We start from the raw sequence: 24,098 nt of genomic DNA, 5'->3' as shown, positions 1-24,098 counted from the left end.
CCCGTGGCCTGGACCACGGGTTTTTTTATAGGAAAAAAATCACCCCATGACACAACGAGCGTCGCTGGCATCCGTGCAGCATTTGGGTTTTGCCTGGTTTGCCATGGTCATGGGCCTGTGCGGCCTGTCACTGGCTTGGTTTCGGGCTGTGCCCCATTGGGGGCCTGTGGCCTTGCAGGTGTCGCTGGGGGTGGGCGTGTTGGCGGCTGGGGTTTTTGGGGTCCTGACGGCGGCCAAGCTTTGGCGCTGGTATCGGTTTCCTGCGGCTGTTCTGGAAGATGCCCGCCATCCCCTGCGCCATGTGTTTGTGGCCACCTTGCCATCCTCCGTGGTCTTGCTGCCGACCATCTGGGTGGCGCACCGGGGATACAGCGTGTGGGCAGAGGTGGTGTGGATGCTGGGCGCTGTCGGTTTGTTGCTGGGCACAGTCGGTGTCATTTGGCGTTGGTTGCAGCCGGGCATGACCGCAGAGGATTTCTGGCGCGGCATGACCCCTGCGCTGTTCATCCCGGTGGTGGGCAATGTGCTGCCCGCCTTGGCCGGGGTCACGCTGGGCCACTCGGTTTGGGCGGCTGCGCAGTATGGGGTTGCGATCTTTTTGTGGCCCATCGCCTTGGGGCTTGTCTTGGTGCGCATCGGCATGGTGGGTCTGTGGCCCTCGCGCATGATGCCCACCACCTTCGTGACCATGGCACCGCCTTCAATTTTGGCTTTGTCAGGACACCAGTTGGGTGCGCCTGACACGGTGGTGCACATGCTGTGGGGCGTTTCCTTGTTTTTCACGCTGGTGTCCTTGACGGTGCTCAAGCGCTGCCTGCAGCAGCCTTTTGGCATGCCTTTTTGGGGCATGTCATTTCCCTTGGCAGCTTCGGCAGCCTTGTCCTTGCACCTCGCGCCCACCCAGGGTTGGGTCCATGTGTTGGCCATGGCCTGGCTGGTCTGTGCATCTGGGGTGATTGGGGCCTTGCTGCTGGCCACGGTCCACGGGCTTTGGCTGGGCCGTTTGCTGGTGGCCGAAGCCCCTGGGCCGTCCCCTGCGGTGCCCTGAGCGACCGCGTCAAAAATGGGGCGCTGCGCTGGGGCAGCCTGACAATTCTGTGGATCAGGGTGTTCTGTTTTAATAATCTCGGCAAAATGCCATCATGAACGAAATCACATCCCGGTTTTTGCCCCATGAAGACGCCCTGCGGCGTGAATTGCACAACGAAGTGCACGCCCGGCCCTCAGCCCGGGTGCGCTTGCCTGCCTTGATCGTTTATGTGGCGGTGCTCAATGCAGGGGTGACCCGGGAGCAGGAATGGGCACATTTGCGCCTTTTGCCCGGTCACGCCGACTTGACCCTCGAGAGCTTGCAGGGCAATTTCCTGCGCTTGCGATGCGACCATTTCACGGTGAAATGGGAACGGCACACCGAATTCACGCGTTACTCCATCGTGCAATCCTTGCCCGACAACGCCGGCTGGGGTGCCGAGCAGCCCGAGCTGGCAACCCATGTGGAGGTCGGCACCGAGTGGCTGCGTGGCTTGCCCGGGCAAACCATGGCGGCCATTCATTTGGGCATGTTGCACGCCGACATGAATCAGCCGGACCTGATCGCCACCGCACAAGCCTGGCTTGGACCGGGGGCGGTGCTGGCCTCCCGCATGGGCAACACCACCGAAGGTATGCCGCACTCGTGCATCCTGACCCATTTCCGCATCGGTGAAGATGGTTTTGAGCGCATGCTGGTGTTGGCCCCCGATGGCACCACCGAAGCGCGTGCCGGGCGCATTTCGCAGCGCCTGCTCGAGATGGAGACCTATCGGCTGATGGCCTTGCGCGGCTTGCCCGTGGCCAAGAATTTGTCCGCCATGTTGTCAGCCGCCGAATCGCAGCTGGCCGACATCACCGGTTTGCTCGAAAGCAAGGGCGAAACCGACCAGGCCTTGCTCGACTTGCTGGTGTCCCTGGCCGCCCGCATCGAGCGTGCGACGGCCGAGCATGGATTCCGTTTTTCGGCCACACGGGCTTATGACACGCTGGTCAGTCAGCGTTTGGCCGAGTTGCGCGAGCGGCCGATCTCGGGCACCCAGACCCTGGGCGAATTCATGCAGCGCCGTTTGTCGCCAGCCATGGCCACGGTGCAGGCCACCGAAAAGCGCTTGGCCTCTTTGGCCGAGCGGGTCTCGCGCTCCAGCGCCTTGCTGCGCACGCGCGTGGACATTGCCACCGAGGCACAAAACCAGGTGCTGCTCGAAAAACTCACCAAAGGGCAAGCCTTGCAGCTGCGCTTGCAAAGCACGGTGGAAGGCCTGTCGATCGCGGCCATCTCTTATTACGTGGTCAGCCTGTTGTTGTACGGGGCCAAAGCCATCCATGCGGCGGGTGTGCCTGTTCAGCCGGAAGTGGCGGTCGGGGTGTTGGTGCCGTTTGTGCTGTGGGGCGTTTGGCGCACGACCCGGAAAATTCATGAAAAGCTGAAAAACGCGGGCCATTGAGGGCCCAAGAACAGGCCGAAGGTCCTCAGTCTGTCAGTGTGGGGGCCCAAGAGATCACACCACCGCCCAAGCACACTTCACCGTCATAGACCACGGCGCTTTGCCCGGGCGTGACGGCCCACTGGTTTTCGCTGAAGGCCAGCTCGAACCCGGCGGCTCCCTGTCCTGGCATCAGGGGCTGCAAGTCGCAAGCCGCATCCGCTTGGCGGTAACGGGTCTTGGCCGCATAGCGCCCTGTTTCGGGGGCAAGGCCCGCGCACCAGCTCACATCGGTGGCTTGCAAGCGTGGCGATTGGAGCCAGGGGTGGCCGTGCCCTTGCACCACCCACAAGGTGTTTTTGTCGATGTCTTTGCGCGCCACAAACCAAGGGGTGTGTTCACCCCCGCCCCGCTGAGCCCCTTTGGCCTTGATGCCGCCAATGCCCAGCCCTTGGCGTTGCCCCAAGGTGTAAAAACTCAAGCCCACATGCTGGCCAATGGTGCGCCCCGACGGGTCTTTGATGGGGCCGGGTTCTTTGGAAATGTAACGGTTCAAAAATTCGCGGAATGGCCGCTCACCAATGAAGCAAATGCCGGTCGAGTCTTTCTTCTTGGCGTTGGGCAAGCCGATCTCTTCGGCGATGCGGCGCACTTCGGTCTTGTGCAGCTCGCCCACGGGGAACAGTGTTTTGGACAACTGGGCCTGGTTCAGGCGGTGCAGAAAATAACTTTGGTCCTTGCTGGTGTCCAGACCCTTGAGCAGCTCGTGCCGCCCACTCGCGCTGTTCTGCCGCACCCGTGCGTAGTGGCCGGTGGCAATTTTTTCTGCGCCCAGCCGCATGGCATGGTCCAGAAAGGATTTGAACTTGATCTCGGCATTGCACAGGATGTCCGGGTTGGGCGTGCGCCCGGCTTGGTATTCGCGCAGAAACTCCGAAAAAACACGGTCTTTGTAATCGGACGCAAAATTGACGTGTTCGATCTCGATGCCCAAGACGTCCGCGACCGCTGCTGCATCGACGAAGTCAACATTCGAAGAGCAGTATTCACTGTCATCGTCGTCTTCCCAATTTTTCATGAAGATGCCAATGACGTCATGGCCCTGTTGCTTGAGCAAATGGGCGGTGACTGCGGAGTCGACGCCGCCGGACAAGCCGACGACCACACGGTGAAGTTGGGGCATGGCGCAATTATCCCGCGACGACCTCATCGGTCTGTGCAGGGGTGCAAATTTATAATGCCCAATGGGCTCAACTCATGACTAAGCACTGCAACTGGTGCCAACAAGGCAGAACATTCTTGCGCGATGTGGCGCAAGGGATGTTCATCATCACCCACAGTGGTTTGGCCATGGTGGGCTTGACGGCCGTGAGCCTGGTTCTGGCTTTGTGGCTGAACCCGCAATGGTTGCACTCGGCCGAAGGCTCGGTGTTCAACTGGTTGCGAGAGCGCCAGGTCTTGCTGTCTTGGTTGCCTGAAAACACCGCAGAGCGCGCCACGGCCGTGAGTTTGCAGGACTTGCCGCCCTCCCAGGCCGCGGTGGCCCAATGGTTGGGGCGCAAATACAAAGTCGCGCCGGAGCCTTTGGCCGCTTTGGTGGCCGAGGCGCATGTCTTGTCCAAAAAAACCAAGCTGGCCCCGCATTTCATTTTGGCGGTCATGGCCATCGAGTCCAACTTTCATCCTTATGTCCAGAGTCCGGCCGGGGCGCAAGGGTTGATGCAGGTGGTGACGGACATCCACGTCAAGCGCTACGAGGCCTATGGTGGGCGTTTGGCCGCTTTTGACCCCATTGCCAACATGCGTGTGGGCGTGGCGGTTTTGTCGGATGCGGTCAAGCTGCGCGGCGGCTCTCTGGAAGATGGCCTCAAGTTCTACCTGGGTGGCTACGCCTTGTCAGAAGATGGGGGCTATGTGGCCAAAGTGTTTGCCGAACAAGCCCAGCTGGACCAAGTGGCTGCGGGACAAAAGCCGTCCTTGTCTGACCGTGTTGAGCCGTTGTCAGCTTCTGGTGGCCAAACCAACTAAAAGCGACATCAAGCGCGCGCAAAAAACACCAGGCTCATCACCAAGCCAGTGCCCACCACCAGCCAACGCACCCAGCGCACGGGCAAGCGCTTGGCCAGCCGAGCGCCGGCCCAACCGCCGGCCGTGGCCAGTGCCATCATCCACAGCGCCTGCGGCCAGACGATGGCCCCGGCCGCCGCAAAGGCCGCGACCGACAACAGGGACAGCACAAAGGAGTTGAGGTTTTTCAGTGCATTGACCGTGTTCAGCCGGCCCTCGCCCGTCAGGGTGTACAAGGCCATCAGCAAAATGCCCAAGCCGCCGTTGAAGTAACCGCCATAAATGGCCACACCCATCAGGCCCGGCAGGCGCCAGGCGGGATGGCCCTGACCAGCGTTGCGTCGGGCGAGCAAGGGGCCGGCCGCAAACAGCGCCGTGGCCAGCAGCAGCAACCAAGGCACCAAGCCTGAGAACACCCGTGCCGGGGTGACCAACAGCAGGCCCGCGCCGATCAAGCCGCCTAAAGCGGCCACCGCCACTTCGCGTTGGAGCATCGCGCGGGGCAGGTTTTGCAGCTCCGAGCGAAAACCCAGCACGCTGCCCAAGTAACCCGGGCTGACGGCCATGGCGCTGGTGGCATTGGCCGCCAAGGGGGGCACCCCGGCAAACACCAAGGCGGGAAAGGTGAGAAAACTACCGCCGCCGGCGATCGCATTGAGAACGCCCGCAGCGAAAGCGGCCGCCCCAGTGAGCAGCCACAGGGCTTCGGCGGGCCAAACGGGGCTCATGTCGACAAGGGTGGCAAATCGGCCACGGCCGGGTCCGTGTGGATCACGTCCAGCGGGAAGCGTTGTCCGGCCAGGTGGTCTTCGATGCAGCGCAAGACCAGGGGGCTGCGGTGGCGCTCGGCGCTGGCACGCACTTCCTCGGGTGTCATCCACAGTGTGCGCACGATGCCCTCGTCCAGGCTCAGATGGGGTTGGCGCTCGCCGATGTCGCCGCAAAAAGCCATGCGCACATAGGTGATGTCTTCGCCGGTCGCTGGTCGTTGAAAGCGTGAGAGGTAAATGCCCACCAGGGCGGTGGGCGTGAAGGGTTGGGCCGTTTCTTCCAGCGCTTCGCGGGCGCAGGCTTGCGCGGGTGACTCGCCCGGGTCCAGGTGGCCTGCCGGGTTGTTCAGGCGCAAACCTTCTTGGGTATGTTCTTCGATCAACAGGTAGCGGCCATCACGCTCAATGATGGCGGCCACGGTGACATTGGGTTTCCAGCGTGTGTCCATGTCCGGGATTATCGGTGTGCCCAAGGGCCCAAGTGCTCGCCTGGGGCACCAAAAGGGTGCTTGGCAGGGTCAAGTCAGATTCAAATATCAGTTTTGGCTGATATTATCGGGCCCGAACGGCTTGGGCAGCTTCGAGAAGGGCTTGCATTGGGCTTGGATGAATTGACTTCGGTTAAGCTTTCATATTGGCCGTACTTTTTTTGTGGATTGAGTGAGGAGACATTCATGCAAACAGGCGACAACGCCCCCAAGCCGCAGCGCATTGGCGTGCCCCGTGAGATTTTCCCAGGTGAAAAACGGGTGGCCTCAGTCCCCGATGCCGTCAGCAAACTGGTCAAGCTCGGTTTTGCTGTGGTGGTGGAGCAGGGCGCGGGCGAGCTCGCCGACCTGTCGGACGCCGCCTATGTCGAAGCCGGTGCCACGATTGCACCGAATGCAGCGGCGTTGTGGACTGGCAGCGACATCGTCTTCAAAGTGCGGGCCCCAACGCCTGACGAAGTGGCTTTGATGCACGAAGGCCAGACTTTGATCGGCTTTTTGTGGCCGGCCCAAAACCCCGATTTGATGCAGCAGCTGGCGGCCAAAAAGGTCACGGCGCTCTCCATTGACGCTTTGCCCCGCACATTGAGCCGCGCCCAGAAGATGGACGCGCTGACCTCCATGGCCGGTGTGAGTGGTTACCGTGCGGTGGTCGAATCGGCCAACGCGTTTGGACGCTTTTTCAACGGCCAGATCACGGCCGCGGGCAAAGTGCCCCCCGCCAAAGTCTTCATTGCCGGTGCCGGTGTGGCGGGGTTGGCCGCGATTGGCGCGGCCGCCAGCCTGGGCGCCATCGTGCGCGCCAACGACACCCGCGCCGAAGTGGCCGATCAGGTCGTGTCGCTCGGCGGTGAGTTCGTCAAAGTGGACTACGAAGAAGAAGGCTCGGGCGGTGGCGGTTACGCCAAGGTCATGAGCGAAGGCTTCCAGGCCGCGCAGCGCGAGATGTACGCCAAGCAAGCCAAAGAGTGCGACATCATCATCACCACCGCGCTGATTCCCGGCAAACCCGCGCCCAAGCTGATCACGGCCGAGATGGTGCAAAGCATGAAGCCCGGCAGCGTGATCGTGGACATGGCCGCCGAGCAAGGCGGCAATTGCGAACTGACCGAGCCGGGCAAAGCGGTGGTCAAGCATGGTGTGACCATCGTCGGTTACACCGATTTGGCTTCGCGCATGGCGCGCCAGTCCTCCACGCTGTATGGCACCAACCTGTTCCGCCTGACGGAAGAGCTGTGCAAGACCAAGGACGGCGTGATCAACGTCAACATGGAAGACGACGCGATCCGGGGCCTCACCGTCATCAAGGACGGTGAAATCACTTGGCCTGCCCCGCCTTTGGTGGTGGCCCCCAAGCCCGCCCCCAAGCCCGCTGCCGCGCCGGCCGCCAAAAAAGGCCACGGCCATGGCGAGCCCTCGGGCCCCATGCCGGTCGGCCAGTTGCTCATCGTGTCGGCGGTCGCCGCTGTGCTCTTGGTGCTGGTGGGGGCGTACGCGCCAGCCGCGTTCCTGTCGCACTTCACGGTGTTTGTGTTGGCCTGCTTTGTGGGCTACATGGTGGTCTGGAACGTCAAGCCGGCCCTGCACACCCCGCTCATGAGCGTGACCAACGCGATCAGCTCCATCATCGCCATTGGTGCGCTGGTGCAAATTTCGCCCTTGGCTGCGGCCGGCCGACCCAACACCCTGATCGGCATCTTGGCCGCTTTGGCGCTGGTGCTGACCGCCATCAACATGTTTGGCGGCTTCGCCGTCACCCAGCGCATGCTGGCGATGTTCAGAAAATAATGACTTCGGGGACAGATCTTCAGCTCTGTCCCCGACTGATTAAGTCTTTGGGGAAAGATCTTTAGCGCTGTTCCCAACCGATTAAGAAAAGAGACACTTATGAACTCAAGTCTGGCCACGGTCGCCTACATCGGCGCAACCATTCTCTTCATCCTCAGCCTGGGCGGTTTGTCCAACCAAGAAACCGCACGGCGCGGCAACCTCTACGGCATGATCGGCATGAGCCTGGCCGTGCTGGCCACCATCTTTGGTCCGCAAGTCACGGCCGAGGGCATCCCCATGATCGTGGGCTCCGTGCTGGTGGGTGCCATCATTGGTTTGTACGCTGCGCGCAAAGTGCAGATGACGCAAATGCCCGAGCTGGTGGCGCTCATGCACAGCATGGTCGGCATGGCGGCGGCGCTGGTGGGTTATGCCACTTATGTGGACCCCGAAGCCTCCAAAAATCTGGAAGGTGCAGCGCACGCCATCCACGCGGGTGAAATCTACATTGGCATCTTCATTGGTGCGGTGACCTTCTCCGGCTCGGTGGCGGCGTTTGGCAAGTTGTCCGGCCGCATCGGCGGCAGCCCCTTGTTGCTTCCTGGCCGCCACTGGCTCAACCTGGTGGGTTTGATCGCGGTGGTTTATTTTGGCCGTGAATTCATGAATGCGCACACGGTGCAAGAAGGCATGCTGCCCTTGGTCATCATGACCGCCATCGCATTGCTGTTCGGCATCCACATGGTCATGGCCATTGGCGGCGCCGACATGCCGGTGGTGGTGTCCATGCTCAACAGCTATTCGGGCTGGGCCGCAGCGGCCACCGGCTTCATGCTGAGCAACGACTTGCTGATCGTGATCGGTGCCTTGGTGGGCTCCAGCGGCGCGATTTTGTCCTACATCATGTGCAACGCCATGAACCGCAGCTTCATCAGCGTGATCGCCGGTGGCTTTGGCACCACGGCCGCCGCGCCCAAGCCAAGTGGCGAAGCGGCCGAGCCGCAAGGTGAAGTCAGCCCCATCTTGGCCGCCGAGACCGCCGAGCTGCTGCGCGAAGCCAAAAACGTGATCGTGGTGCCTGGCTACGGCATGGCCGTGGCCCAAGCCCAGCACACGGTGTTTGAGATCACCAAGACACTGCGCGACAAAGGCGTGAACGTGCGCTTTGGCATCCACCCCGTGGCAGGCCGCATGCCCGGCCACATGAACGTGTTGCTGGCCGAGGCCAAAGTGCCCTACGACATCGTGTTCGAGATGGACGAGCTCAACGACGATTTCCCGGACACGGACGTGGCCATCGTGATTGGCGCCAACGACATCGTGAACCCGGCCGCGCAAGACGACCCGACCAGCCCGATCGCCGGCATGCCGGTGCTCGAAGTCTGGAAGGCCCGCACCAGCATCGTCATGAAGCGCTCCATGGCCAGCGGTTATGCCGGCGTGGACAACCCCCTGTTCTACAAAGACAACAACCGCATGCTGTTTGGCGATGCCAAGAAGATGCTGGACGAGGTGTTGATGGCTTTGAAGGCTTAAAAGCCCATCCCACTTTTGGAAAAAGGGCGAACCATGTTCGCCCTTTTTTTTGGCGTAAACCCCGAGGTTTTTAGCGTCAGTCAGATGTCAGATTTACGGTAGACTGAACCGCAGGAGTACCCCACATGAACGCGAATCCCATTTGGCTCAAGAGTTACCCTGAAGGCGTCCCGGCGGACATCAATCCCGCCGCGTACAGCTCGTTGGTGGGGTTGCTGGAAGACAGTTTTTCCAAGTATTCAGAACGCGCTGCCTACAGTTTCATGGGCAAGGAATTCAGCTTTTCCCAAACTGATCAGGACAGTTTGGCCATGGCCGCTTACCTGCAATCCTTGGGTTTGAGCAAGGGCGATCGCGTGGCCATCATGATGCCCAATGTGCCCCAGTATCCGGTGGCGGTGGCGGCTGTGTTGCGTGCGGGTTTGGTGGTGGTCAACGTCAACCCGCTGTACACCGCCCGCGAATTGGAGCACCAGCTCAAGGATTCGGGTGCCAAGGCGATTGTGATCATCGAGAACTTTGCGGCCACGCTGGAAAAGTGCATCGCGCAAACCCCGGTGCAGCATGTGGTGCTGGCCGCCATGGGGGACCGCTTGGGTCTGCTCAAGGGCAATTTGGTCAATTACGTGGTGCGCCACGTCAAAAAGATGGTGCCCGTCTTCCATTTGCCCAAGGCCGTGCGTTACAACGAGGCCCTCGCCAAAGGGCGTCAACAGGCTTTTCGCAAGCCCGAGCTGTCGGCCGACGACATCGCCGTGTTGCAGTACACCGGTGGCACCACCGGCGTGTCCAAGGGCGCGGTGCTCCTGCACCGCAATGTGATTGCCAACGTGTTGCAGTCCGAGGCCTGGAACTCGCCCGTCATGCAGCGCATTCCGGCCGGACAACAACCCACTGCGGTTTGCGCATTGCCGCTGTACCACATCTTCGCCTTCACGGTGAACATGATGCTGAGCCTGCGCATGGGCGGCAAGACCATTCTGATCCCCAATCCGCGTGACCTGCCCGCCGTGCTCAAAGAGTTATCCAAGCACACCTTCCACAGCTTTCCGGCGGTCAACACCTTGTTCAACGGCTTGGCCAATCACCCGGATTTCGGCACCGTCAACTGGTCCAACCTGAAAGTGTCTTTGGGTGGCGGCACCGCCGTGACGCCGAATGTGGCCAAACTCTGGCTGGAGAAAACAGGCTGCCCGATCTGCGAAGGTTATGGCTTGTCCGAAACCAGCCCGTCGGCCAGTTGCAACCCGACCACCAGCACCGAGTTCACCGGCACGATTGGTGTGCCCATTCCTGGCACCTGGATGAAGCTGCTTGACGACGAAGGCAACGAAGTCACCACCCCCGGCACACCTGGCGAGATCGCCATCAAAGGCCCTCAGGTGATGGCCGGATACTGGCAGCGCCCCGACGAAACCGCCAAGGCCATGACCGCCGACGGCTACTTCAAGTCGGGCGATGTGGGCACCATGGACGAGCGCGGTTACTTCAAAATTGTGGACCGCAAAAAAGACATGATCCTGGTCAGCGGCTTCAACGTCTACCCCAATGAGGTCGAAGAAGTCGCCTCGGCTTGTCCGGGCGTGCTCGAATGTGCCGCCATTGGCGTGCCCGACGAAAAAACCGGCGAGACCGTCAAACTGGTGGTCGTGCGCAAAGACCCGGCGCTGACCGAGGCGCAGATCATGGCTTACTGCCGCGAGAATATGACTGCGTACAAGCAGCCTCGCGTGATCGAGTTCCGTGACGAATTGCCCAAGACGCCGGTGGGTAAAATTTTGCGTCGCGAATTGCGCAACAAGGCCTGATGACTCAGCGGTGGGCCTGATGCCCGGACACTGGCCTGCGGCCACCTGTTTCAAGGTGGCCGTTTTCTTTTTTGAAGCACACCACAGGGGTGATCCATGGCCGTGATCGGCATCATGAGTGCCATGCAAGAGGAATTGGCCGCCGTGTTGGCTGCCATGCCGCACGAGCACCGCATCACAGTGGCCGGGCGTGACTTTTGGGTGGGTCATTGGCAAGGCCACTCGGTGGTGGTGGTGCTCTCGCGCATTGGCAAAGTGGCGGCGGCCACCACCGCCACGGTGCTGCTGGAGCGCTTTGCGGTGGACACGCTTGTCTTCACGGGTGTGGCCGGGGGTCTTGGCGCAGGCGTGCGGGTGGGGGATGTGGTGGTGGCCAATGGGTTTGTGCAACACGACATGGACGCTTCGCCGCTGTTTCCGCGCCATGAGGTGCCCATGTACGGCCGCGCCCGTTTTGAGGCCGATGCCGAATTGGCGCTGCAACTTGCAAAAGCCAGCGCACAGGTGCTGGCCGATGCCGCGCTGCACCTGGGCGCAGGCACCTTGGCCGATTTTCAATTGCACGCGCCCCGGATGCACCAGGGCCTCGTCATCAGTGGCGACCGTTTTGTCTCGGCTTCGGCCGAAAGCCAAGTGCTGCGCCAGGCCTTGCCCGAAGCTTTGGCGGTGGAGATGGAGGGCGCGGCGGTGGCGCAGGTCTGCCACGATTTCGGCGTGCCTTTTGCGGCGGTGCGCACCATCTCGGACCGGGCGGATGACACGGCCCACACCGACTTTCAGCGCTTCATTCGTGAGGTGGCCAGCCGCTACAGTCTGGCGATTGTCTCCCGGTGGCTGAGCCGCCGCCAGCCCGCTTGAGCTGGCCTTATTTGAGCCAGCCGCGCCGGCGGAAGTACCACATGGGCACCACGGCGCTCGCAGCCATCAGGGCCAGGGCGTAGGGGTAGCCCCATTTTTGCGATAACTCGGGCATGTACTGGAAATTCATGCCGTACAAGCTGGCGATCAAGGTGGGCGGCAGCAAGGCGACGCTGGCCACCGAGAAAATTTTGATGATCTTGTTCTGGTTGATGTTGATGAAACCGACAGTGGCATCCATCAAGAAGTTGATCTTGTCAAACAAAAAGGCCGTGTGCGAATCGAGCGAGTCGATGTCGCGCAAAATTTGGCGCGCTTCTTCGAACTGCTCGGCGTTGAGCATCTTGGAGCGCATCATGAAGCTCACCGCGCGGCGGGTGTCCATCACGTTGCGGCGGATGCGGCCGTTCAGGTCTTCCTGGCGGGCAATGGCGCCCAGCACTTCACCGGCCATGGCGTCGGTCACATCGCCCGACAGCACTTTTTTGCCGGCGGTTTCGAGCTTGTCGTAAATGCCTTCAAGCGTGTCGGCCGAGTACTCCGCGTCCGCGTCAAACAGTTTGAGCAGCACTTCCTTGGCGTCTTCGATCAGGCCCGGTGCGCGGCGCGCACGCATGCGCAGCAAGCGAAACACCGGCACGTCTTCGTCGTGGATGGAAAACAGCACGCCCTGGCTTTTCAGGTCGGCGTTGTGCTGGTTCAGGATAAAAGCGCAGCGCACGGTGCGCGGCTCGTCCTCGTCGGCGATCAAAAAGTCAGAGCGGATGTGCAGCTCGCCGTTGTCTTCCTCGTAAAAGCGGGCGGATTCCTCGATGTCCTCGTCCATCGCGTCTTCTGGGATGGACAGGCCAAAGTACTGTTTGATCCAGCGTTTTTCTTCGAGCGTGGGCGACTCCAGGTCCACCCAGATGGGCTGGAAACGGGAGAGTTCTTCGAGCGATTCGATCTCTTCCTGAAAGAGTCGACCGTTGACGAGGGTGAAGATGTTGAGCATGGCGAATCCAAAAAATGGCCAGGTGCCAAAAGTTCAAAGGGGCGGCGAAGGGGGTTTTCTGCAGCTTTCGAACGATGGGCCAATGCTCAAGGCGTCCGAAAGCTACCGACTCGGGGTAGTTTCCACGGCAATGTGTCTCCAGAATGAATCGGCGGATTATCGCACCGGATGGGCCGCTGCGGGGGACAGAAAAGTCAGGATCTCGTCGGCGCGGGCTTGGACGTCTGCTTGTCCCAAAGCCATCAGCGCCGCGATGAAACCCGGCTCGAACAGCAAATAGCTGGCCAGGGCCGCGCCGCTGCCGCGCAGTGCGCCCAAGCCCTCCAGCACCCGAAGGATGGGCCGGGGCAGGGTGTGGGCGTGCTCTTGCGCCAAGGCATCGAGCGAGGCACTGGGCTGCAGGGTCAGCACCTGCACTGGGCGCAGGGGCAGGCCCGCGCGGACCGCCTCGGGCAAGCTGTCCAGGGCCTGGTTGATGCGGCTGATCTGCTCGACATCGGCCTCCAGCGTGTCATGGAACACGCTGGCCATGGCATGGCCAGCGATCGTGCCCAGCGAGGGTCGTCCCGCAGCGCGGGCCGGTGCCGCCAGGCTGGCCCGCTGGGGTTGGCTCACGCCCATCGCCAAAATCCGGTCGGCCCCAAGGTGCACCGCCGAGGACAAGGGCGAGATCTGCCGCATCGAGCCATCTCCGAAAAACTCCATGCCGCCGTCCACCCACAGGGGCGTAGACGGGAAAATGAAGGGGATGGCGCTGGACGCCATCAGGTGCTCGATGGTGATGGGTTGCTGCTCGGCGCGACGCCCCGGGCGGCTCCAGGGGATCGGCTGGCCGTCGCGTGTTTGGCAAAACGTCCAATGAACACCGCTGGAATAGCTCGACGCGGTCACGGCCAGGGCCTGCAGCGCACCGCTTTGCAAGGCAGTGTCGATCTTCTCAAGGGCAATCGCCTGATGCAAAGTGTTGACCAAGGCGAGGCTGTCCATGGCTGCGGCATGGGCCCGGGCTGAGCGCAGCAAACCCACCGCTGTGGCCCATCGGCTGAACTTGTCCAGTGGGGTCTGGGGCAGGCGGTAGACCGCTTCTGTGCGGATGTGGGTCCAGAAATGCGCCAGCTCGTCCAGCCCGTCCAGGCCCTCCATGGCCTTGCTGGCCAAAAACGTGGCGTTCAAGGCCCCGGCCGAGGTGCCTGCCAGCACCTGGAAAGGAAAAGCCTGTGATGGCCCTGGGCTGCGGCGCAGCAGCTGGCCTATGGCCTGCAACGCCCCCGCCTGGTAAGCGGTGCGGGCACCGCCCCCCATCAGAACCAGCCCCAGCACGGGGTGCGGATGCGCAGAATGCGGAGGTTCTGGGGGTGACGTTGGCGGGGTGGGCGTCAAGGGGTCAATCGGCATGTGATCTGGGACAGAGGCGCTGGACGGGTGTGGGTGTTAGATTCAGTCAATTCAACGGCATTGTTCCATGACCCCACATTTGACCCCGCGCCGTGAGCGCTGGCTGCTTTTCACGCTGGCCGGCATCCAGTTCACCCACATCCTCGATTTCATGATCATGATGCCGCTGGGGCCGCAGTTCACGGCCTTGTTCGGCATCAGCAACGCCCAGTTTGGGCTGTTGGTCTCGGCCTACACCTTGTCGGCAGGCTTTTCGGGGTTGATGGCGGCCACTTACATCGACCGTTTCAGTCGCAAACAGTTGCTCTTGGGCATGTACAGCCTGTTCGGACTGGCCACGCTCGCTTGCGCCTTGGCCCCCGACTATGTGTGGTTGATGCTGGCGCGGGTGGCCGCAGGCTTGTTTGGCGGTGTTCTGTCGGCCCTGTCACAGACCATCGTGGCCGATGTGATCCCCTTCGAGCGCCGGGGTCGCGCCATGAGTGTGGTGATGACCTCGTTTTCGGTGTCCACCGTGGCGGGTGTGCCGCTGGGTTTGTTTTTGGCGGCGCATTTCAACTGGCATGCCCCATTTGTGGGCATTGCGGCCTTGGTCGGACTGCTGGCGCTGGCGGCCTGGCAAACCTTGCCCCAGCTGGATGCGCACTTGCACCATCCCGAGAGAGTCAGCGTTTGGCGTGGCATCGGCCAGGTTCTGGCCGAGCCCAACCACCTCAAGGCGTTTGCCGTGTCTGGCCTGATGATGTTCGCAGCGTTCACCGTCATTCCTTACATCACCATTTACCTGCAGTCCAACGCGGGCATGCAGGCCGCTGAGGTGCCCTGGATCTACCTGAGCGGCGGCTTGGCCACCTTGCTCAGTGCACGCTACTTTGGCCGCCTGACGGACCGGGTGGGCAAGGTCCGGATGTTCCAACGCCTGGCGTTGGCGGTGACCGTGCCCTTGATGGCCACCACGCTCTCGCAAGGCCTGCCCCTGTGGGGTTTGCTGGCCATCTCGACGCTGCTCTTCACCGTCATGAGCGGGCGCATGATTCCTGGCATGGCGATGATTTCCTCGGCGGTTGAGCCCCGTTTGCGCGGCACCTTCATGACCCTCAACTCGGCCGTGCAGTCGGCCTCCATGGGCTTGGCAGCCCTGGTGGCGGGGCTCATCATCGGGCGCGACGCGCAGGGGCAACTGACCTTGTATTGGGTGGCGGGCTTGTTGGGGGTGGTGGCCAGTTTGCTCAGCGTCTGGCTGGCCGGGCATTTGCGCTTGCATGGTGCGCCTGCCGGGTCGGCATGAGCTTTGGGGCCCAGGAAACGGCCCACGCTGTCAGGTTTCAAGCCGAACCATAGCACCGAAATGGGGCTTTGGGGGCAAAAGCGGCGGACGTTACAGGTTTCGTTGCGCGCGCCTTGCTTTTCCATTTCGGGGGGCGCATAGTGGGGCTGAACCACCCCTCAAGGTGGTTTCCGAGCCCTGCTTCGGCGGGGCTTTTTATACCCTGAATCATGGAGGCGACGACTATGAATTTAACCATCAGCGGGCACCATCTGGAAGTGACTCCGGCATTGCGTCAGTACGTCACGGGGAAGCTTGACCGGATCACCCGGCACTTTGACCAAGTGGTCGATGTCAAAGTGCTTCTGACCGTCGAGAAGCAAAAAGAAAAGGAAAAGCGCCAACGCGCCGAGTGCAATATCCACGTCAAGGGCAATGACCTGTTTGCCGAAAGCGCGCACCAAGACTTGTATGCCGCAGTGGACGATCTGGTGGACAAACTGGACCGCCAAGTGGTCAAGCACAAAGACCGCATCACCGACCACCACCACAGCGCCCCCAAGCGCATGATGTGATCGGTTCCATGTTTTTTCAGAACAGGGCCACAAGCTTGTGGCCCTTTTTCATGCAGGCCACACGCCGATTCGGGGGCAGAAACACGGCCCCCCATGCCCGGTTTGCAGGCGCAAAGATGGCGCAGTCCGCGCAAGGTGCATAATCCGGCCTCGACCATGAATCGCCTCTCATCCATATTGCCTGTTGCCCAAGTTCTTGTCGGGGTCGAAGCCACCAGCAAGAAACGGGCATTCGAAGAAGCCGGAATTCTCTTTGAGAACCTGCACGGGCTGTCCCGTGCCCTGGTGACCGACAGCCTGTTCGCCCGTGAGCGGCTGGGGTCGACGGGTCTGGGGCATGGCGTGGCCATCCCGCATGGCCGCATCAAGGGTCTCAAGGCGCCCATGGCGGCTGTGTTCCAGCTGGCCCAGCCCATAGGCTTTGATGCCCCCGATGAGCAGCCGGTCAACCTGCTGATTTTCTTGCTCGTCCCGGAAGCTGCGACCCAAAAGCACTTGGAGATCCTGTCCGAGATCGCCGAGTTGCTCAGCGACACCACCCTGCGCGAAAACATCAAAAACAGCACGGTTCAACACAACCTGCACCAATTGATTGCCCAGTGGCAGTCGGCCCAAACCGCCTGAGCCGAGACCAGGCGGTGATGTTGCGATGAAACCTTCTGTCATCAGCGCCGACGTTCTGTTCGAAGACCACCGCAGCAAACTCAAATGGCAGTGGGTGGCGGGCTTGGGCGCTTCGGAGCGCCGCTTCGATGAAGTCGCCGTCCGCGAAGCCCGTTCAGGCGCCGACCTGGTCGGCTACCTGAACTACATCCACCCCTACCGTGTTCAGATTCTGGGCCCCCGCGAGGTGGCCTACCTGACCAATTCCACCCCCGAGGATTGCGCCCGCCGAATCGCCCGCATCGTCACGCTGGAGCCACCAGTCCTGGTCTTGGCCGATGGCCAGGCGGCCCCCGAAGCCCTTTTGTCGATGTGCGAGCGGGCCCAAATTCCGATGTTTTCGACCGAGCAGTCCTCGGCCTTTGTCATCGATGTGCTGCGGGCCTATCTGTCCAAGCATTTTGCCGACCGGACCACCACGCATGGTGTGTTCATGGACATTTTGGGCATGGGCGTATTGATCACGGGTGAATCCGGCTTGGGCAAAAGCGAGTTGGGTTTGGAGTTGATCTCGCGTGGCAACGGCCTGGTGGCCGATGACGCCGTGGACCTGTACCGCATCAACCAGACCACCATCGAGGCGCGTTGCCCCGATTTGCTGCAAAACCTGCTGGAGGTGCGCGGGATTGGCCTATTGGACATCCGAGCCATCTTTGGCGAGACGGCGGTGCGCCGCAAGATGCGCCTCAAACTCATTGTGCACTTGGTGCGCCGCGAGACGCTGGAGCGCGATTACGAGCGCCTGCCTTCGGAGCCTCTGGTGCAAGACGTGCTGGGCATCCCGGTGCGCAAAGTGGTCATTCAGGTGGTGGCCGGGCGCAACATCGCGGTGTTGGTCGAGGCTGCCGTGCGCAACACCATCTTGCAGATGCGCGGTATCGACACTTACCAAGAGTTCATCGAGCGCCAGCGCCGGGCGATGGACTGAAGGCGCCCGGCCCGCTCAACCCTGGCGGTGAGGGCAAGGCTTTCGGGTGCAATGGGCGTACAGGCTCAATGCGTGGTCGGCGATCACAAAACCTTTGGCTTCGGCCACCGCTTGTTGCCTGGACTCGATTTCCGGGTCGTAAAACTCTTCCACCCGACCGCAGTCCAGACACACCATGTGGTCGTGGTGCTGGCCTTCGTTGAGCTCGTAAACGGCTTTGCCGCTTTCAAAGTGGTTGCGACTGAGAATGCCCGCTTGCTCGAACTGCATCAGCACCCGGTAAACCGTGGCCAGACCGATGTCGGTGTTTTCGCTCAACAAAAGGCGAAACACGTCTTCGGCCGTCATGTGCCGTTGCTGTCCGCTCTGAAAAACCTCCAGAATTTTCAGGCGCGGCAGCGTGGCCTTCAGACCATTGTTTTTCAGTTCGTCGATTTGGGTCATGTGAAGGGATGTCTGGATAGGAAAAGAGGTTGCGCGCCGAGCTGCCGCTACAATGAACCGATCATATCGGCCAGCCCTCAACCATGACAGCATCCCTGACTTTTTCCTTGACAGGCTCCCGCCTGGCCATGCTTTTCATGTGCGCCAGTTTGGCGGGTTGTGCCAACTTGTCCAGCTTCACCAGCGACACCTTCAAGCCCTACGTGCCCGAGGTCGTGCAAGGCAATTTCGTCTCCAAAGAGCAGCGCCAGGCGATCAGCGTGGGCATGCCCCGCGCACAGGTCCGCGACATTTTGGGAACGCCCTTGGTCACCAGCCTGTTCCATGCCGATCGCTGGGATTACGCCTTCAGCATCCGCCGCCAGGGTGTGCCGCCGCAGAGCTTCCAGCTCACCGTCTATTTCAAGAACGATGGGGTGTCTTCCGTGGAGGGCGGCGAATTGCCCAGCGAGTCCGAGTTTGTGGAGCGCCTCGTCACCCAGCGCAAAGCCGCCAGCGTGCCCAATTTGCAGGCCAGCGAGGAAGATCTGAAAAAGTTCCCTGCACCCCAAGCAACAGGCGATGCGCAGCGCACTGCGCCACTGCCTGCAACTTACCCTCCCTTGGAGCCGGCACCCCGCTAAAGGGGGCCTTGTTTGGGCCGGGTGCCCCACGGCCTGCGTGACCCTCATTGCTGAAACGACATGACTCAATTGAACGACTTGCCCATCACCGTTGCCGGGGCCTCTGGCCGCATGGGGCACATGCTCATCGAAGCCATCCTCGCCTCGGGCGATTGCCGCCTGGCGGGGGCGCTGGACATCCAAGCCAGTCCCGCGCTGGGCCAGGATGCCGCCGCATCCATGGGGCAGTCCACAGGTGTGTTGGTCACATCTGACCTGCACGCCGGGCTGAAAAACGCATCCTGCCTCATTGATTTCACGCGCCCAGAGGGCACCTTGGCCCACCTGAAGGTGTGCCGAGAACTCGGTGTCAAGGCCGTGATCGGCACCACGGGCTTCACCGATGCGCAAAAAGCCGAAATTGCTGAAATTGCAAAAGACATCGCCATCGTGATGGCCCCCAACATGAGCGTGGGGGTGAACGTCACGCTCAAGCTCTTGCAGATGGCCGCGCAAGCCATGTCCACGGGCTACGACATCGAGATCATCGAAGCGCACCACCGCCACAAGGTGGATGCGCCCTCGGGGACGGCCCTCAAAATGGGTGAAGTGATGGCCGAGGCCATGGGGCGTGACCTGAAAGCGTGCGCGGTGTACGAACGCTATGGCCACACGGGCGAGCGCGATCCCTCCTCCATCGGCTTTGCCACCATCCGTGGCGGCGACATCGTGGGCGACCACACCGTGCTGTTTGCCGGCATTGGCGAGCGCATCGAAGTGACGCACAAGTCCTCCAGCCGGTCCACCTATGCACAGGGGAGCCTGCGTGCCGTGCGCTATCTGGCCACGCAGCAGCGCGGCCTGTTTGACATGTTTGACGTGTTGAGCTTGCGCTGACAGCCGTCCTTTTTTCGCCATGACCCTCAACGACTTTTTGTTGCACAGCGACCTGGTCAGCCGGGCGCTGGCGCTGATTTTGTTGGCGCTGTCGGTGGGCAGTTGGGTGGTGATGGTCTGGAAATGGCGCTTGCTCTGGCGCGTGGGTCTGGATGTGCGCCGCAGCGTGGCCGCTTTCTGGCAGTCTCCGGGTCTTGACCAGGCCCAGCAGCGCGTGGCCCAATTTGACCGCGATGCCTGCATCACCCCCATGCTCGAAGCCACCTTGCTCCCGGTGGGGGGCACCCTGGCCTCAGCCGGTGACCGCCGTCAACAACTGACCCGAGCCTTGCGCGACGCGATGCAGGGCGTGGTACGCCGCTTGCAGTGGGGGCAGGTTTGGTTGGCCACAGCGGGCTCCATTTCGCCTTTTGTCGGTCTTTTGGGCACTGTCTGGGGCATCTTCAATGCCCTGACGGGCATGGCCGAGGCCGGGCAGCTGACCATCGACAAGGTCGCCGGCCCCGTGGGCGAGGCCCTGATCATGACCGCTGCCGGCTTGGCCGTGGCCATTCCGGCAGTGCTGGGCTATAACCTGCTGGGCCGAAAACTGGACCAGATCGAGGCCGAACTCGAAGGCTTTGCCCACGATTTGCGTGGCTTGCTGGTCGACCCGCAGGACTGAGCCATGGCCTTCGGTCGTCTTGAAACCCACAAGCCGCATGCACCCATGAGCGAGATCAACGTCACCCCCATGGTGGACGTGATGCTGGTGTTGCTGGTGATCTTCATTTTGACGGCACCCTTGATGACCAGTGCCATTCGCTTGGACTTGCCACAGGCTGAGGGCGGCGAGGCCGGGGCATCGCCTCAGGCGCTGTCTTTGGTGGTGGACGCCCAAGGCACGGTGTACCTGAACGACAAGCCCATCACCGCAGAAGCCCTGCGCCTGCGTTTGGCCGAAGCGGCCAAGCGCAACCCCAATGCCGAGCTGGAACTGCGTGCCGACGAGTCCGTCCCTTATGGCCGCATCGTCGAAACCATGGGTCTGGCCCAAAAAGCCGGGCTGTCGCGCATTGGGTTCGTTGCCCAGACGCCGTCCACCCCCAAGCGCTGACCGGTAAAGCCCGCGAACCAAGAGGCACGATGCCCGCCCTGCGGGTCACCAGCGCTGGTCATTTCACCCAGAACAACACGCGCGCCAGCCTACAATTGCAGACTATGCAAGACAAGTACAACCACCTCGAAGTCGAACCCGCAGCGCAGTCCCGCTGGACGGCCCGCGACGCCTACCGCGTCACCGAAGACGCAAGTAAAAAGAAGTTTTACGCCTGCTCCATGCTGCCCTACCCCAGCGGCAAGCTGCACATGGGCCATGTGCGCAACTACACCATCAATGACATGCTCACGCGCAGCTTGCGCATGAAGGGCTACAACGTCTTGATGCCCATGGGCTGGGACGCTTTTGGCCTGCCCGCCGAAAACGCTGCGCTGAAAAACGGCGTGCCCCCGGCCAAGTGGACCTACGAGAACATCGCTTACATGAAAAAGCAGATGCAGGCGATGGGCTTGGCCATCGACTGGTCGCGCGAAGTCGCCACCTGCGACCCGACGTACTACAAGTGGAACCAGTGGTTGTTTTTGAAGATGCTCGAAAAAGGCATCGCCTACCGCAAGACCCAGGTCGTCAACTGGGACCCGGTGGACCAGACGGTGCTGGCCAACGAACAGGTGATTGACGGCAAAGGCTGGCGCACAGGCGCTCCGGTCGAAAAACGCGAGATTCCGGGCTACTACCTGAACATCACCTCGTATGCCCAAGAGCTGCTTGACCACGTGCAGATCGGCAACGACCAGGCCACCCTCAATGGCTGGCCTGACAAAGTGCGGCTGATGCAGGAAAACTGGATTGGCAAATCCGAAGGCGTGCGCTTTGCGTTCCCGCACAGCATTGCGGGCGCTGATGGCGCTTTGATCGGCGACGGCAAGATGTACGTCTTCACCACCCGCGCCGACACCATCATGGGCGTCACGTTTTGTGCGGTGGCCGCCGAGCACCCGCTGGCGCTGCATGCGGCCTCGTCCAACCCCGCCTTGGCGGCGTTTTTGGAAGAGTGCAAGAGCGGCGGCACGACCGAGGCTGAGCTGGCCACGCAAGAGAAAAAGGGCATGGCCACGGGCCTGTTCGTCACGCATCCTCTGACCGGCGCGCAGGTGGAGGTGTGGGTGGGCAATTACGTGCTGATGAGCTACGGCGACGGCGCGGTGATGGGTGTGCCTGCACACGACGAGCGCGACTTTGCGTTTGCTTTGAAGTACGCCTTGCCGATCCAGCAAGTCGTCGCTCAGCGTGGTGCGGCCTTGTCGTCGCCTGCGTCGGGCGCCTCAGACGCAAGCTCAACATCGTTGCCCAACGCAGGCAACGCCAAGGCCTCTTTTGACGCAACGACCTGGGCAGAGTGGTATGCGACCAAAGACGGCGTGTGCATCAATTCCGGTGAACTCGACGGCTTGACGCAAAAAGCCGCTGTTTACAAAGTCGCCGAGCTGCTCGCTGCCAAAGGTCTGGGCGAGAAAAAAACCACCTGGCGTTTGCGCGACTGGGGCGTGAGCCGCCAGCGTTACTGGGGCACACCGATCCCGATCATCCATTGCGACGAACATGGCGCGGTGCCCGTGCCCGAAAAAGACCTGCCGGTGGTCTTGCCGCAAGACTGCATCCCCGATGGATCGGGCAACCCGCTGCACAAGCACCAAGGTTTTCATGCCGGCGTCACTTGCCCGGTGTGCGGAAAACCCGCCCGCCGTGAGACCGACACCATGGACACCTTTGTGGATTCGTCCTGGTACTTCATGCGCTATTGCGACCCGACCAACACCGACAAGATGGTGGCCGAGGGCGCAGATTACTGGATGCCGATGGACCAGTACATCGGCGGCATCGAGCACGCGATTTTGCACCTGCTGTACGCGCGTTTTTGGACCAAGGTCATGCGCGATTTGGGCCTGGTCAAGGTCGATGAGCCCTTCACCAAGCTGCTCACGCAAGGCATGGTGCTGAACCACATTTATTCGCGCCGCACTGCCAAAGGCGGCAAGGACTACTTCTGGCCGCACGATATCGAGCATGTGCTCGACGACACCGGCAAAGTGGTGGGTGCCAAGCTCAAGAACGAAGCCGACAGCGGCGACGGCCGTTTGCCCGTGGGCACGCCAATAGACTACGAAGGCGTGGGCACCATGTCCAAGTCCAAGAACAATGGCGTGGACCCGCAGGACCTGATCGAAAAATACGGCGCCGACACCGCGCGCTTGTACACCATGTTCACCGCGCCGCCCGAGGTCACGCTGGAATGGAACGACTCGGCCGTGGAAGGCAGCTACCGCTTCTTGCGCCGGGTCTGGAACTTTGCGTTCAAGCACCACGAACTGCTGCGATCGGCCACCAGCCAAGACCTGAGCCAAGCCGCTTTGGGCGACGCCGCCAAAGCCCTGCGCCGCGAGATGCACTTGGTACTCAAGCAAGTGGGCTACGACTACGAGCGCATGCAGTACAACACCGTGGTCTCGGGCTGCATGAAGCTGCTCAATGCACTGGAAGATTTCAAGCCCGACGGCAGTGGACCTTTCCACGCGGGTGACACCGCCGCCCTGTGCGAAGGCGTGTCGCTCTTGATGCGCATGCTCTACCCCGCCTGCCCACACATCACCGACGAGATTTGGCAGCAACTGGGTTATGCCAAGGCTGCTGGCGAATTGCTCGACGCGCCTTGGCCCGCGGTGGACGAGTCGGCGCTCGAGCGTGACCAGATCGAGCTGATGCTGCAGATCAATGGCAAGCTGCGGGGGGCCATCCTGGTGCCTGCTGCCGCCGACAAAGCGCACATCGAAGCCGCTGCCCTGGCCAGCGAAGCCTTTGTCAAGCAGGCCGCCGGTGCTGCGCCCAAGAAGGTCATCGTGGTGCCGGGTCGCTTGGTCAACATTGTTGTGTAAACCCAGCATGAAACCCTCACGCCGATTCTTGTTGACCGCTGCGGGCTTAGCTGCCTTGCCCGCCTGGCTCTCGGGATGCGGGTTTCAGCTGCGCCAAACCAACGATTTCGCGTTCCAGACCTTGTATGCGAATTTTTCCACCACCTCGCCTTTGGGCGTGGAGTTGCGGCGCAACTTGCTCGGATCGGGGCGCATAGCGCTCTTGACCGAGCCCAAGGAAATGCCCAAGGCGGATGCCATTTTGGACATCCTCAGTGAAACCCGTCAGCAAGTGCCTGTCGGGGTGAGCGCAACCGGGCAGGTGCGCGAACTGCAATTGCGCTTGCAAGTGCAGTTTCGCTTGCGCACACCGCAAGGCCTTGATCTGATCGAGCCCGTCACTTTGGCCCAGCAGCGTGATTTGAGCTTCACCGAGACGGCGGCATTGTCCAAAGAAATCGAGATGGGCATCTTGTACCGCGACATGCAGACCGATGTCGTGCAGCAAATCATGCGCCGTTTGTCGGCGGTCAAGCCGGGCAGTTTGCCCAGGCCGGCGGGTACGGCAGTGCCCGCTGCAGCGCCTGCGTCCGGCCCGGCCTCCCGGCCTTGATGCCCCGGGATTGAGC

At 61.6% G+C, this 24,098-nt stretch carries 23 protein-coding genes; 17 read left to right on the top strand and 6 right to left on the bottom strand.

Going from position 1 to position 24,098, the window contains the following annotated elements; all coding sequences use genetic code 11:
• The first annotated feature begins 46 nt into the window (after positions 1–46).
• Together LHAB_RS03280 and LHAB_RS03275 are read left to right on the top strand one after the other, a co-directional pair.
• Positions 47–1,048 (top strand): SLAC1 family transporter, encoded by a 1,002-nt coding sequence (locus LHAB_RS03280; RefSeq protein ID WP_090043963.1) that lies wholly within the window; start codon positions 47–49, stop codon positions 1,046–1,048.
• 94 nt (positions 1,049–1,142) lie between these two features.
• Positions 1,143–2,477, top strand: coding sequence for a DUF3422 family protein (locus tag LHAB_RS03275; RefSeq protein WP_090043962.1), 1,335 nt, complete (start codon positions 1,143–1,145; stop codon positions 2,475–2,477).
• 25 nt (positions 2,478–2,502) lie between these two features.
• Here the strand turns inward: LHAB_RS03275 and mnmA are convergent, their stop codons facing one another.
• Positions 2,503–3,639: a tRNA 2-thiouridine(34) synthase MnmA gene (gene mnmA, locus LHAB_RS03270; protein ID WP_090043961.1), complete on the bottom strand. Its 1,137-nt coding sequence runs from the start codon at positions 3,637–3,639 to the stop codon at positions 2,503–2,505.
• A gap of 74 nt (positions 3,640–3,713) precedes the next feature.
• Between mnmA and LHAB_RS03265 the strand changes: the two genes are divergently transcribed.
• The gene (locus LHAB_RS03265; RefSeq protein WP_090043960.1) at positions 3,714–4,484 is read left to right on the top strand and encodes a lytic transglycosylase domain-containing protein; all 771 of its coding nucleotides are present in this window, start codon (positions 3,714–3,716) and stop codon (positions 4,482–4,484) included.
• An 8-nt stretch (positions 4,485–4,492) separates the two neighbouring features.
• Here the strand turns inward: LHAB_RS03265 and LHAB_RS03260 are convergent, their stop codons facing one another.
• Both LHAB_RS03260 and LHAB_RS03255 read right to left on the bottom strand, forming a co-directional pair.
• A complete protein-coding gene (locus tag LHAB_RS03260; RefSeq protein WP_090043959.1) occupies positions 4,493–5,251 on the bottom strand; it encodes a sulfite exporter TauE/SafE family protein in 759 nt (252 codons plus the stop codon).
• Complete coding sequence (locus LHAB_RS03255; RefSeq protein ID WP_090043958.1) at positions 5,248–5,742, bottom strand: NUDIX hydrolase; 495 nt, start codon at positions 5,740–5,742, stop codon at positions 5,248–5,250. Before LHAB_RS03255 ends, LHAB_RS03260 begins: the two co-directional genes overlap by 4 nt.
• A gap of 225 nt (positions 5,743–5,967) precedes the next feature.
• Between LHAB_RS03255 and LHAB_RS03250 the strand changes: the two genes are divergently transcribed.
• The 4 genes from LHAB_RS03250 to LHAB_RS03235 all read left to right on the top strand — a co-directional run bounded on the left by LHAB_RS03250 (position 5,968) and on the right by LHAB_RS03235 (position 11,753).
• Positions 5,968–7,569, top strand: coding sequence for a Re/Si-specific NAD(P)(+) transhydrogenase subunit alpha (locus LHAB_RS03250; RefSeq protein WP_090043957.1), 1,602 nt, complete (start codon positions 5,968–5,970; stop codon positions 7,567–7,569).
• A gap of 99 nt (positions 7,570–7,668) precedes the next feature.
• Positions 7,669–9,087: a Re/Si-specific NAD(P)(+) transhydrogenase subunit beta gene (gene pntB, locus LHAB_RS03245; RefSeq protein WP_090043956.1), complete on the top strand. Its 1,419-nt coding sequence runs from the start codon at positions 7,669–7,671 to the stop codon at positions 9,085–9,087.
• A 125-nt stretch (positions 9,088–9,212) separates the two neighbouring features.
• Positions 9,213–10,895: a long-chain-fatty-acid--CoA ligase gene (locus LHAB_RS03240; protein WP_090043955.1), complete on the top strand. Its 1,683-nt coding sequence runs from the start codon at positions 9,213–9,215 to the stop codon at positions 10,893–10,895.
• A 96-nt stretch (positions 10,896–10,991) separates the two neighbouring features.
• Positions 10,992–11,753 carry a 5'-methylthioadenosine/adenosylhomocysteine nucleosidase gene (locus LHAB_RS03235; protein WP_090043954.1) on the top strand — a complete coding sequence of 254 codons (762 nt, stop codon included), beginning with the start codon at positions 10,992–10,994 and terminating at the stop codon, positions 11,751–11,753.
• Between the two features lie 7 nt (positions 11,754–11,760).
• On the opposite strand, the gene corA is transcribed toward LHAB_RS03235, so the two are convergent.
• Together corA and LHAB_RS03225 are read right to left on the bottom strand one after the other, a co-directional pair.
• Positions 11,761–12,747 (bottom strand): magnesium/cobalt transporter CorA, encoded by a 987-nt coding sequence (corA, locus tag LHAB_RS03230; RefSeq protein ID WP_090043953.1) that lies wholly within the window; start codon positions 12,745–12,747, stop codon positions 11,761–11,763.
• A 156-nt stretch (positions 12,748–12,903) separates the two neighbouring features.
• Positions 12,904–14,067: a patatin-like phospholipase family protein gene (locus LHAB_RS03225; protein WP_228763329.1), complete on the bottom strand. Its 1,164-nt coding sequence runs from the start codon at positions 14,065–14,067 to the stop codon at positions 12,904–12,906.
• 142 nt (positions 14,068–14,209) lie between these two features.
• Here LHAB_RS03225 and LHAB_RS03220 point away from each other — a divergent pair, with 142 nt between their 5' ends.
• The 4 genes from LHAB_RS03220 (at position 14,210) to hprK (ending at position 17,575) form a co-directional block, all read left to right on the top strand.
• Complete coding sequence (locus LHAB_RS03220; protein WP_090043951.1) at positions 14,210–15,430, top strand: MFS transporter; 1,221 nt, start codon at positions 14,210–14,212, stop codon at positions 15,428–15,430.
• A gap of 224 nt (positions 15,431–15,654) precedes the next feature.
• Positions 15,655–15,984 (top strand): ribosome hibernation-promoting factor, HPF/YfiA family, encoded by a 330-nt coding sequence (gene hpf, locus LHAB_RS03215; protein WP_090043950.1) that lies wholly within the window; start codon positions 15,655–15,657, stop codon positions 15,982–15,984.
• A gap of 156 nt (positions 15,985–16,140) precedes the next feature.
• On the top strand, positions 16,141–16,608 hold the full coding sequence (locus tag LHAB_RS03210) for a PTS sugar transporter subunit IIA (protein WP_090047598.1): 468 nt from the start codon (positions 16,141–16,143) through the stop codon (positions 16,606–16,608).
• 25 nt (positions 16,609–16,633) lie between these two features.
• The gene (hprK, locus tag LHAB_RS03205) at positions 16,634–17,575 is read left to right on the top strand and encodes an HPr(Ser) kinase/phosphatase (RefSeq protein ID WP_090043949.1); all 942 of its coding nucleotides are present in this window, start codon (positions 16,634–16,636) and stop codon (positions 17,573–17,575) included.
• Between the two features lie 15 nt (positions 17,576–17,590).
• On the opposite strand, the gene fur is transcribed toward hprK, so the two are convergent.
• Positions 17,591–18,019 carry a ferric iron uptake transcriptional regulator gene (gene fur, locus LHAB_RS03200; RefSeq protein ID WP_090043948.1) on the bottom strand — a complete coding sequence of 143 codons (429 nt, stop codon included), beginning with the start codon at positions 18,017–18,019 and terminating at the stop codon, positions 17,591–17,593.
• 83 nt (positions 18,020–18,102) lie between these two features.
• Between fur and LHAB_RS03195 the strand changes: the two genes are divergently transcribed.
• From LHAB_RS03195 to lptE, 6 genes are all read left to right on the top strand, one after another.
• Entirely contained in the window at positions 18,103–18,642 is a 540-nt protein-coding gene (locus tag LHAB_RS03195) for an outer membrane protein assembly factor BamE (protein WP_090043947.1), read from the top strand.
• Between the two features lie 60 nt (positions 18,643–18,702).
• Positions 18,703–19,518, top strand: coding sequence for a 4-hydroxy-tetrahydrodipicolinate reductase (gene dapB / locus LHAB_RS03190; RefSeq protein ID WP_090043946.1), 816 nt, complete (start codon positions 18,703–18,705; stop codon positions 19,516–19,518).
• 19 nt (positions 19,519–19,537) lie between these two features.
• Positions 19,538–20,182 carry a MotA/TolQ/ExbB proton channel family protein gene (locus LHAB_RS03185; RefSeq protein WP_090043945.1) on the top strand — a complete coding sequence of 215 codons (645 nt, stop codon included), beginning with the start codon at positions 19,538–19,540 and terminating at the stop codon, positions 20,180–20,182.
• Positions 20,183–20,185: 3 nt separating this feature from the next.
• A complete protein-coding gene (locus LHAB_RS03180; protein WP_090043944.1) occupies positions 20,186–20,614 on the top strand; it encodes an ExbD/TolR family protein in 429 nt (142 codons plus the stop codon).
• A 104-nt stretch (positions 20,615–20,718) separates the two neighbouring features.
• Positions 20,719–23,490 (top strand): leucine--tRNA ligase, encoded by a 2,772-nt coding sequence (gene leuS, locus LHAB_RS03175; RefSeq protein ID WP_090043943.1) that lies wholly within the window; start codon positions 20,719–20,721, stop codon positions 23,488–23,490.
• Positions 23,491–23,497: 7 nt separating this feature from the next.
• Entirely contained in the window at positions 23,498–24,082 is a 585-nt protein-coding gene (gene lptE, locus LHAB_RS03170) for an LPS-assembly lipoprotein LptE (protein WP_090043942.1), read from the top strand.
• Positions 24,083–24,098: the final 16 nt, after the last annotated feature.

The organism is Limnohabitans sp. 2KL-27 (genome assembly GCF_001269345.1).
GTDB lineage: Bacteria > Pseudomonadota > Gammaproteobacteria > Burkholderiales > Burkholderiaceae_C > Limnohabitans_A.
This window is presented reverse-complemented; position numbering and strand designations above follow the sequence as displayed.

Excerpts from the sequence above, each read along its gene's own strand:
- LHAB_RS03280 (WP_090043963.1), top strand. The coding sequence starts at position 47 with ATGACACAACGAGCGTCGCTGGCATCCGTGCAGCATTTGGGTTTTGCC.
- LHAB_RS03275 (WP_090043962.1), top strand. The coding sequence starts at position 1,143 with ATGAACGAAATCACATCCCGGTTTTTGCCCCATGAAGACGCCCTGCGG.
- mnmA (WP_090043961.1), bottom strand. The coding sequence starts at position 3,639 with ATGCCCCAACTTCACCGTGTGGTCGTCGGCTTGTCCGGCGGCGTCGAC.
- LHAB_RS03265 (WP_090043960.1), top strand. The coding sequence starts at position 3,714 with ATGACTAAGCACTGCAACTGGTGCCAACAAGGCAGAACATTCTTGCGC.
- LHAB_RS03260 (WP_090043959.1), bottom strand. The coding sequence starts at position 5,251 with ATGAGCCCCGTTTGGCCCGCCGAAGCCCTGTGGCTGCTCACTGGGGCG.
- LHAB_RS03255 (WP_090043958.1), bottom strand. The coding sequence starts at position 5,742 with ATGGACACACGCTGGAAACCCAATGTCACCGTGGCCGCCATCATTGAG.
- LHAB_RS03250 (WP_090043957.1), top strand. The coding sequence starts at position 5,968 with ATGCAAACAGGCGACAACGCCCCCAAGCCGCAGCGCATTGGCGTGCCC.
- pntB (WP_090043956.1), top strand. The coding sequence starts at position 7,669 with ATGAACTCAAGTCTGGCCACGGTCGCCTACATCGGCGCAACCATTCTC.
- LHAB_RS03240 (WP_090043955.1), top strand. The coding sequence starts at position 9,213 with ATGAACGCGAATCCCATTTGGCTCAAGAGTTACCCTGAAGGCGTCCCG.
- LHAB_RS03235 (WP_090043954.1), top strand. The coding sequence starts at position 10,992 with ATGGCCGTGATCGGCATCATGAGTGCCATGCAAGAGGAATTGGCCGCC.
- corA (WP_090043953.1), bottom strand. The coding sequence starts at position 12,747 with ATGCTCAACATCTTCACCCTCGTCAACGGTCGACTCTTTCAGGAAGAG.
- LHAB_RS03220 (WP_090043951.1), top strand. The coding sequence starts at position 14,210 with ATGACCCCACATTTGACCCCGCGCCGTGAGCGCTGGCTGCTTTTCACG.
- hpf (WP_090043950.1), top strand. The coding sequence starts at position 15,655 with ATGAATTTAACCATCAGCGGGCACCATCTGGAAGTGACTCCGGCATTG.
- LHAB_RS03210 (WP_090047598.1), top strand. The coding sequence starts at position 16,141 with ATGAATCGCCTCTCATCCATATTGCCTGTTGCCCAAGTTCTTGTCGGG.
- hprK (WP_090043949.1), top strand. The coding sequence starts at position 16,634 with ATGAAACCTTCTGTCATCAGCGCCGACGTTCTGTTCGAAGACCACCGC.
- fur (WP_090043948.1), bottom strand. The coding sequence starts at position 18,019 with ATGACCCAAATCGACGAACTGAAAAACAATGGTCTGAAGGCCACGCTG.
- LHAB_RS03195 (WP_090043947.1), top strand. The coding sequence starts at position 18,103 with ATGACAGCATCCCTGACTTTTTCCTTGACAGGCTCCCGCCTGGCCATG.
- dapB (WP_090043946.1), top strand. The coding sequence starts at position 18,703 with ATGACTCAATTGAACGACTTGCCCATCACCGTTGCCGGGGCCTCTGGC.
- LHAB_RS03185 (WP_090043945.1), top strand. The coding sequence starts at position 19,538 with ATGACCCTCAACGACTTTTTGTTGCACAGCGACCTGGTCAGCCGGGCG.
- LHAB_RS03180 (WP_090043944.1), top strand. The coding sequence starts at position 20,186 with ATGGCCTTCGGTCGTCTTGAAACCCACAAGCCGCATGCACCCATGAGC.
- leuS (WP_090043943.1), top strand. The coding sequence starts at position 20,719 with ATGCAAGACAAGTACAACCACCTCGAAGTCGAACCCGCAGCGCAGTCC.
- lptE (WP_090043942.1), top strand. The coding sequence starts at position 23,498 with ATGAAACCCTCACGCCGATTCTTGTTGACCGCTGCGGGCTTAGCTGCC.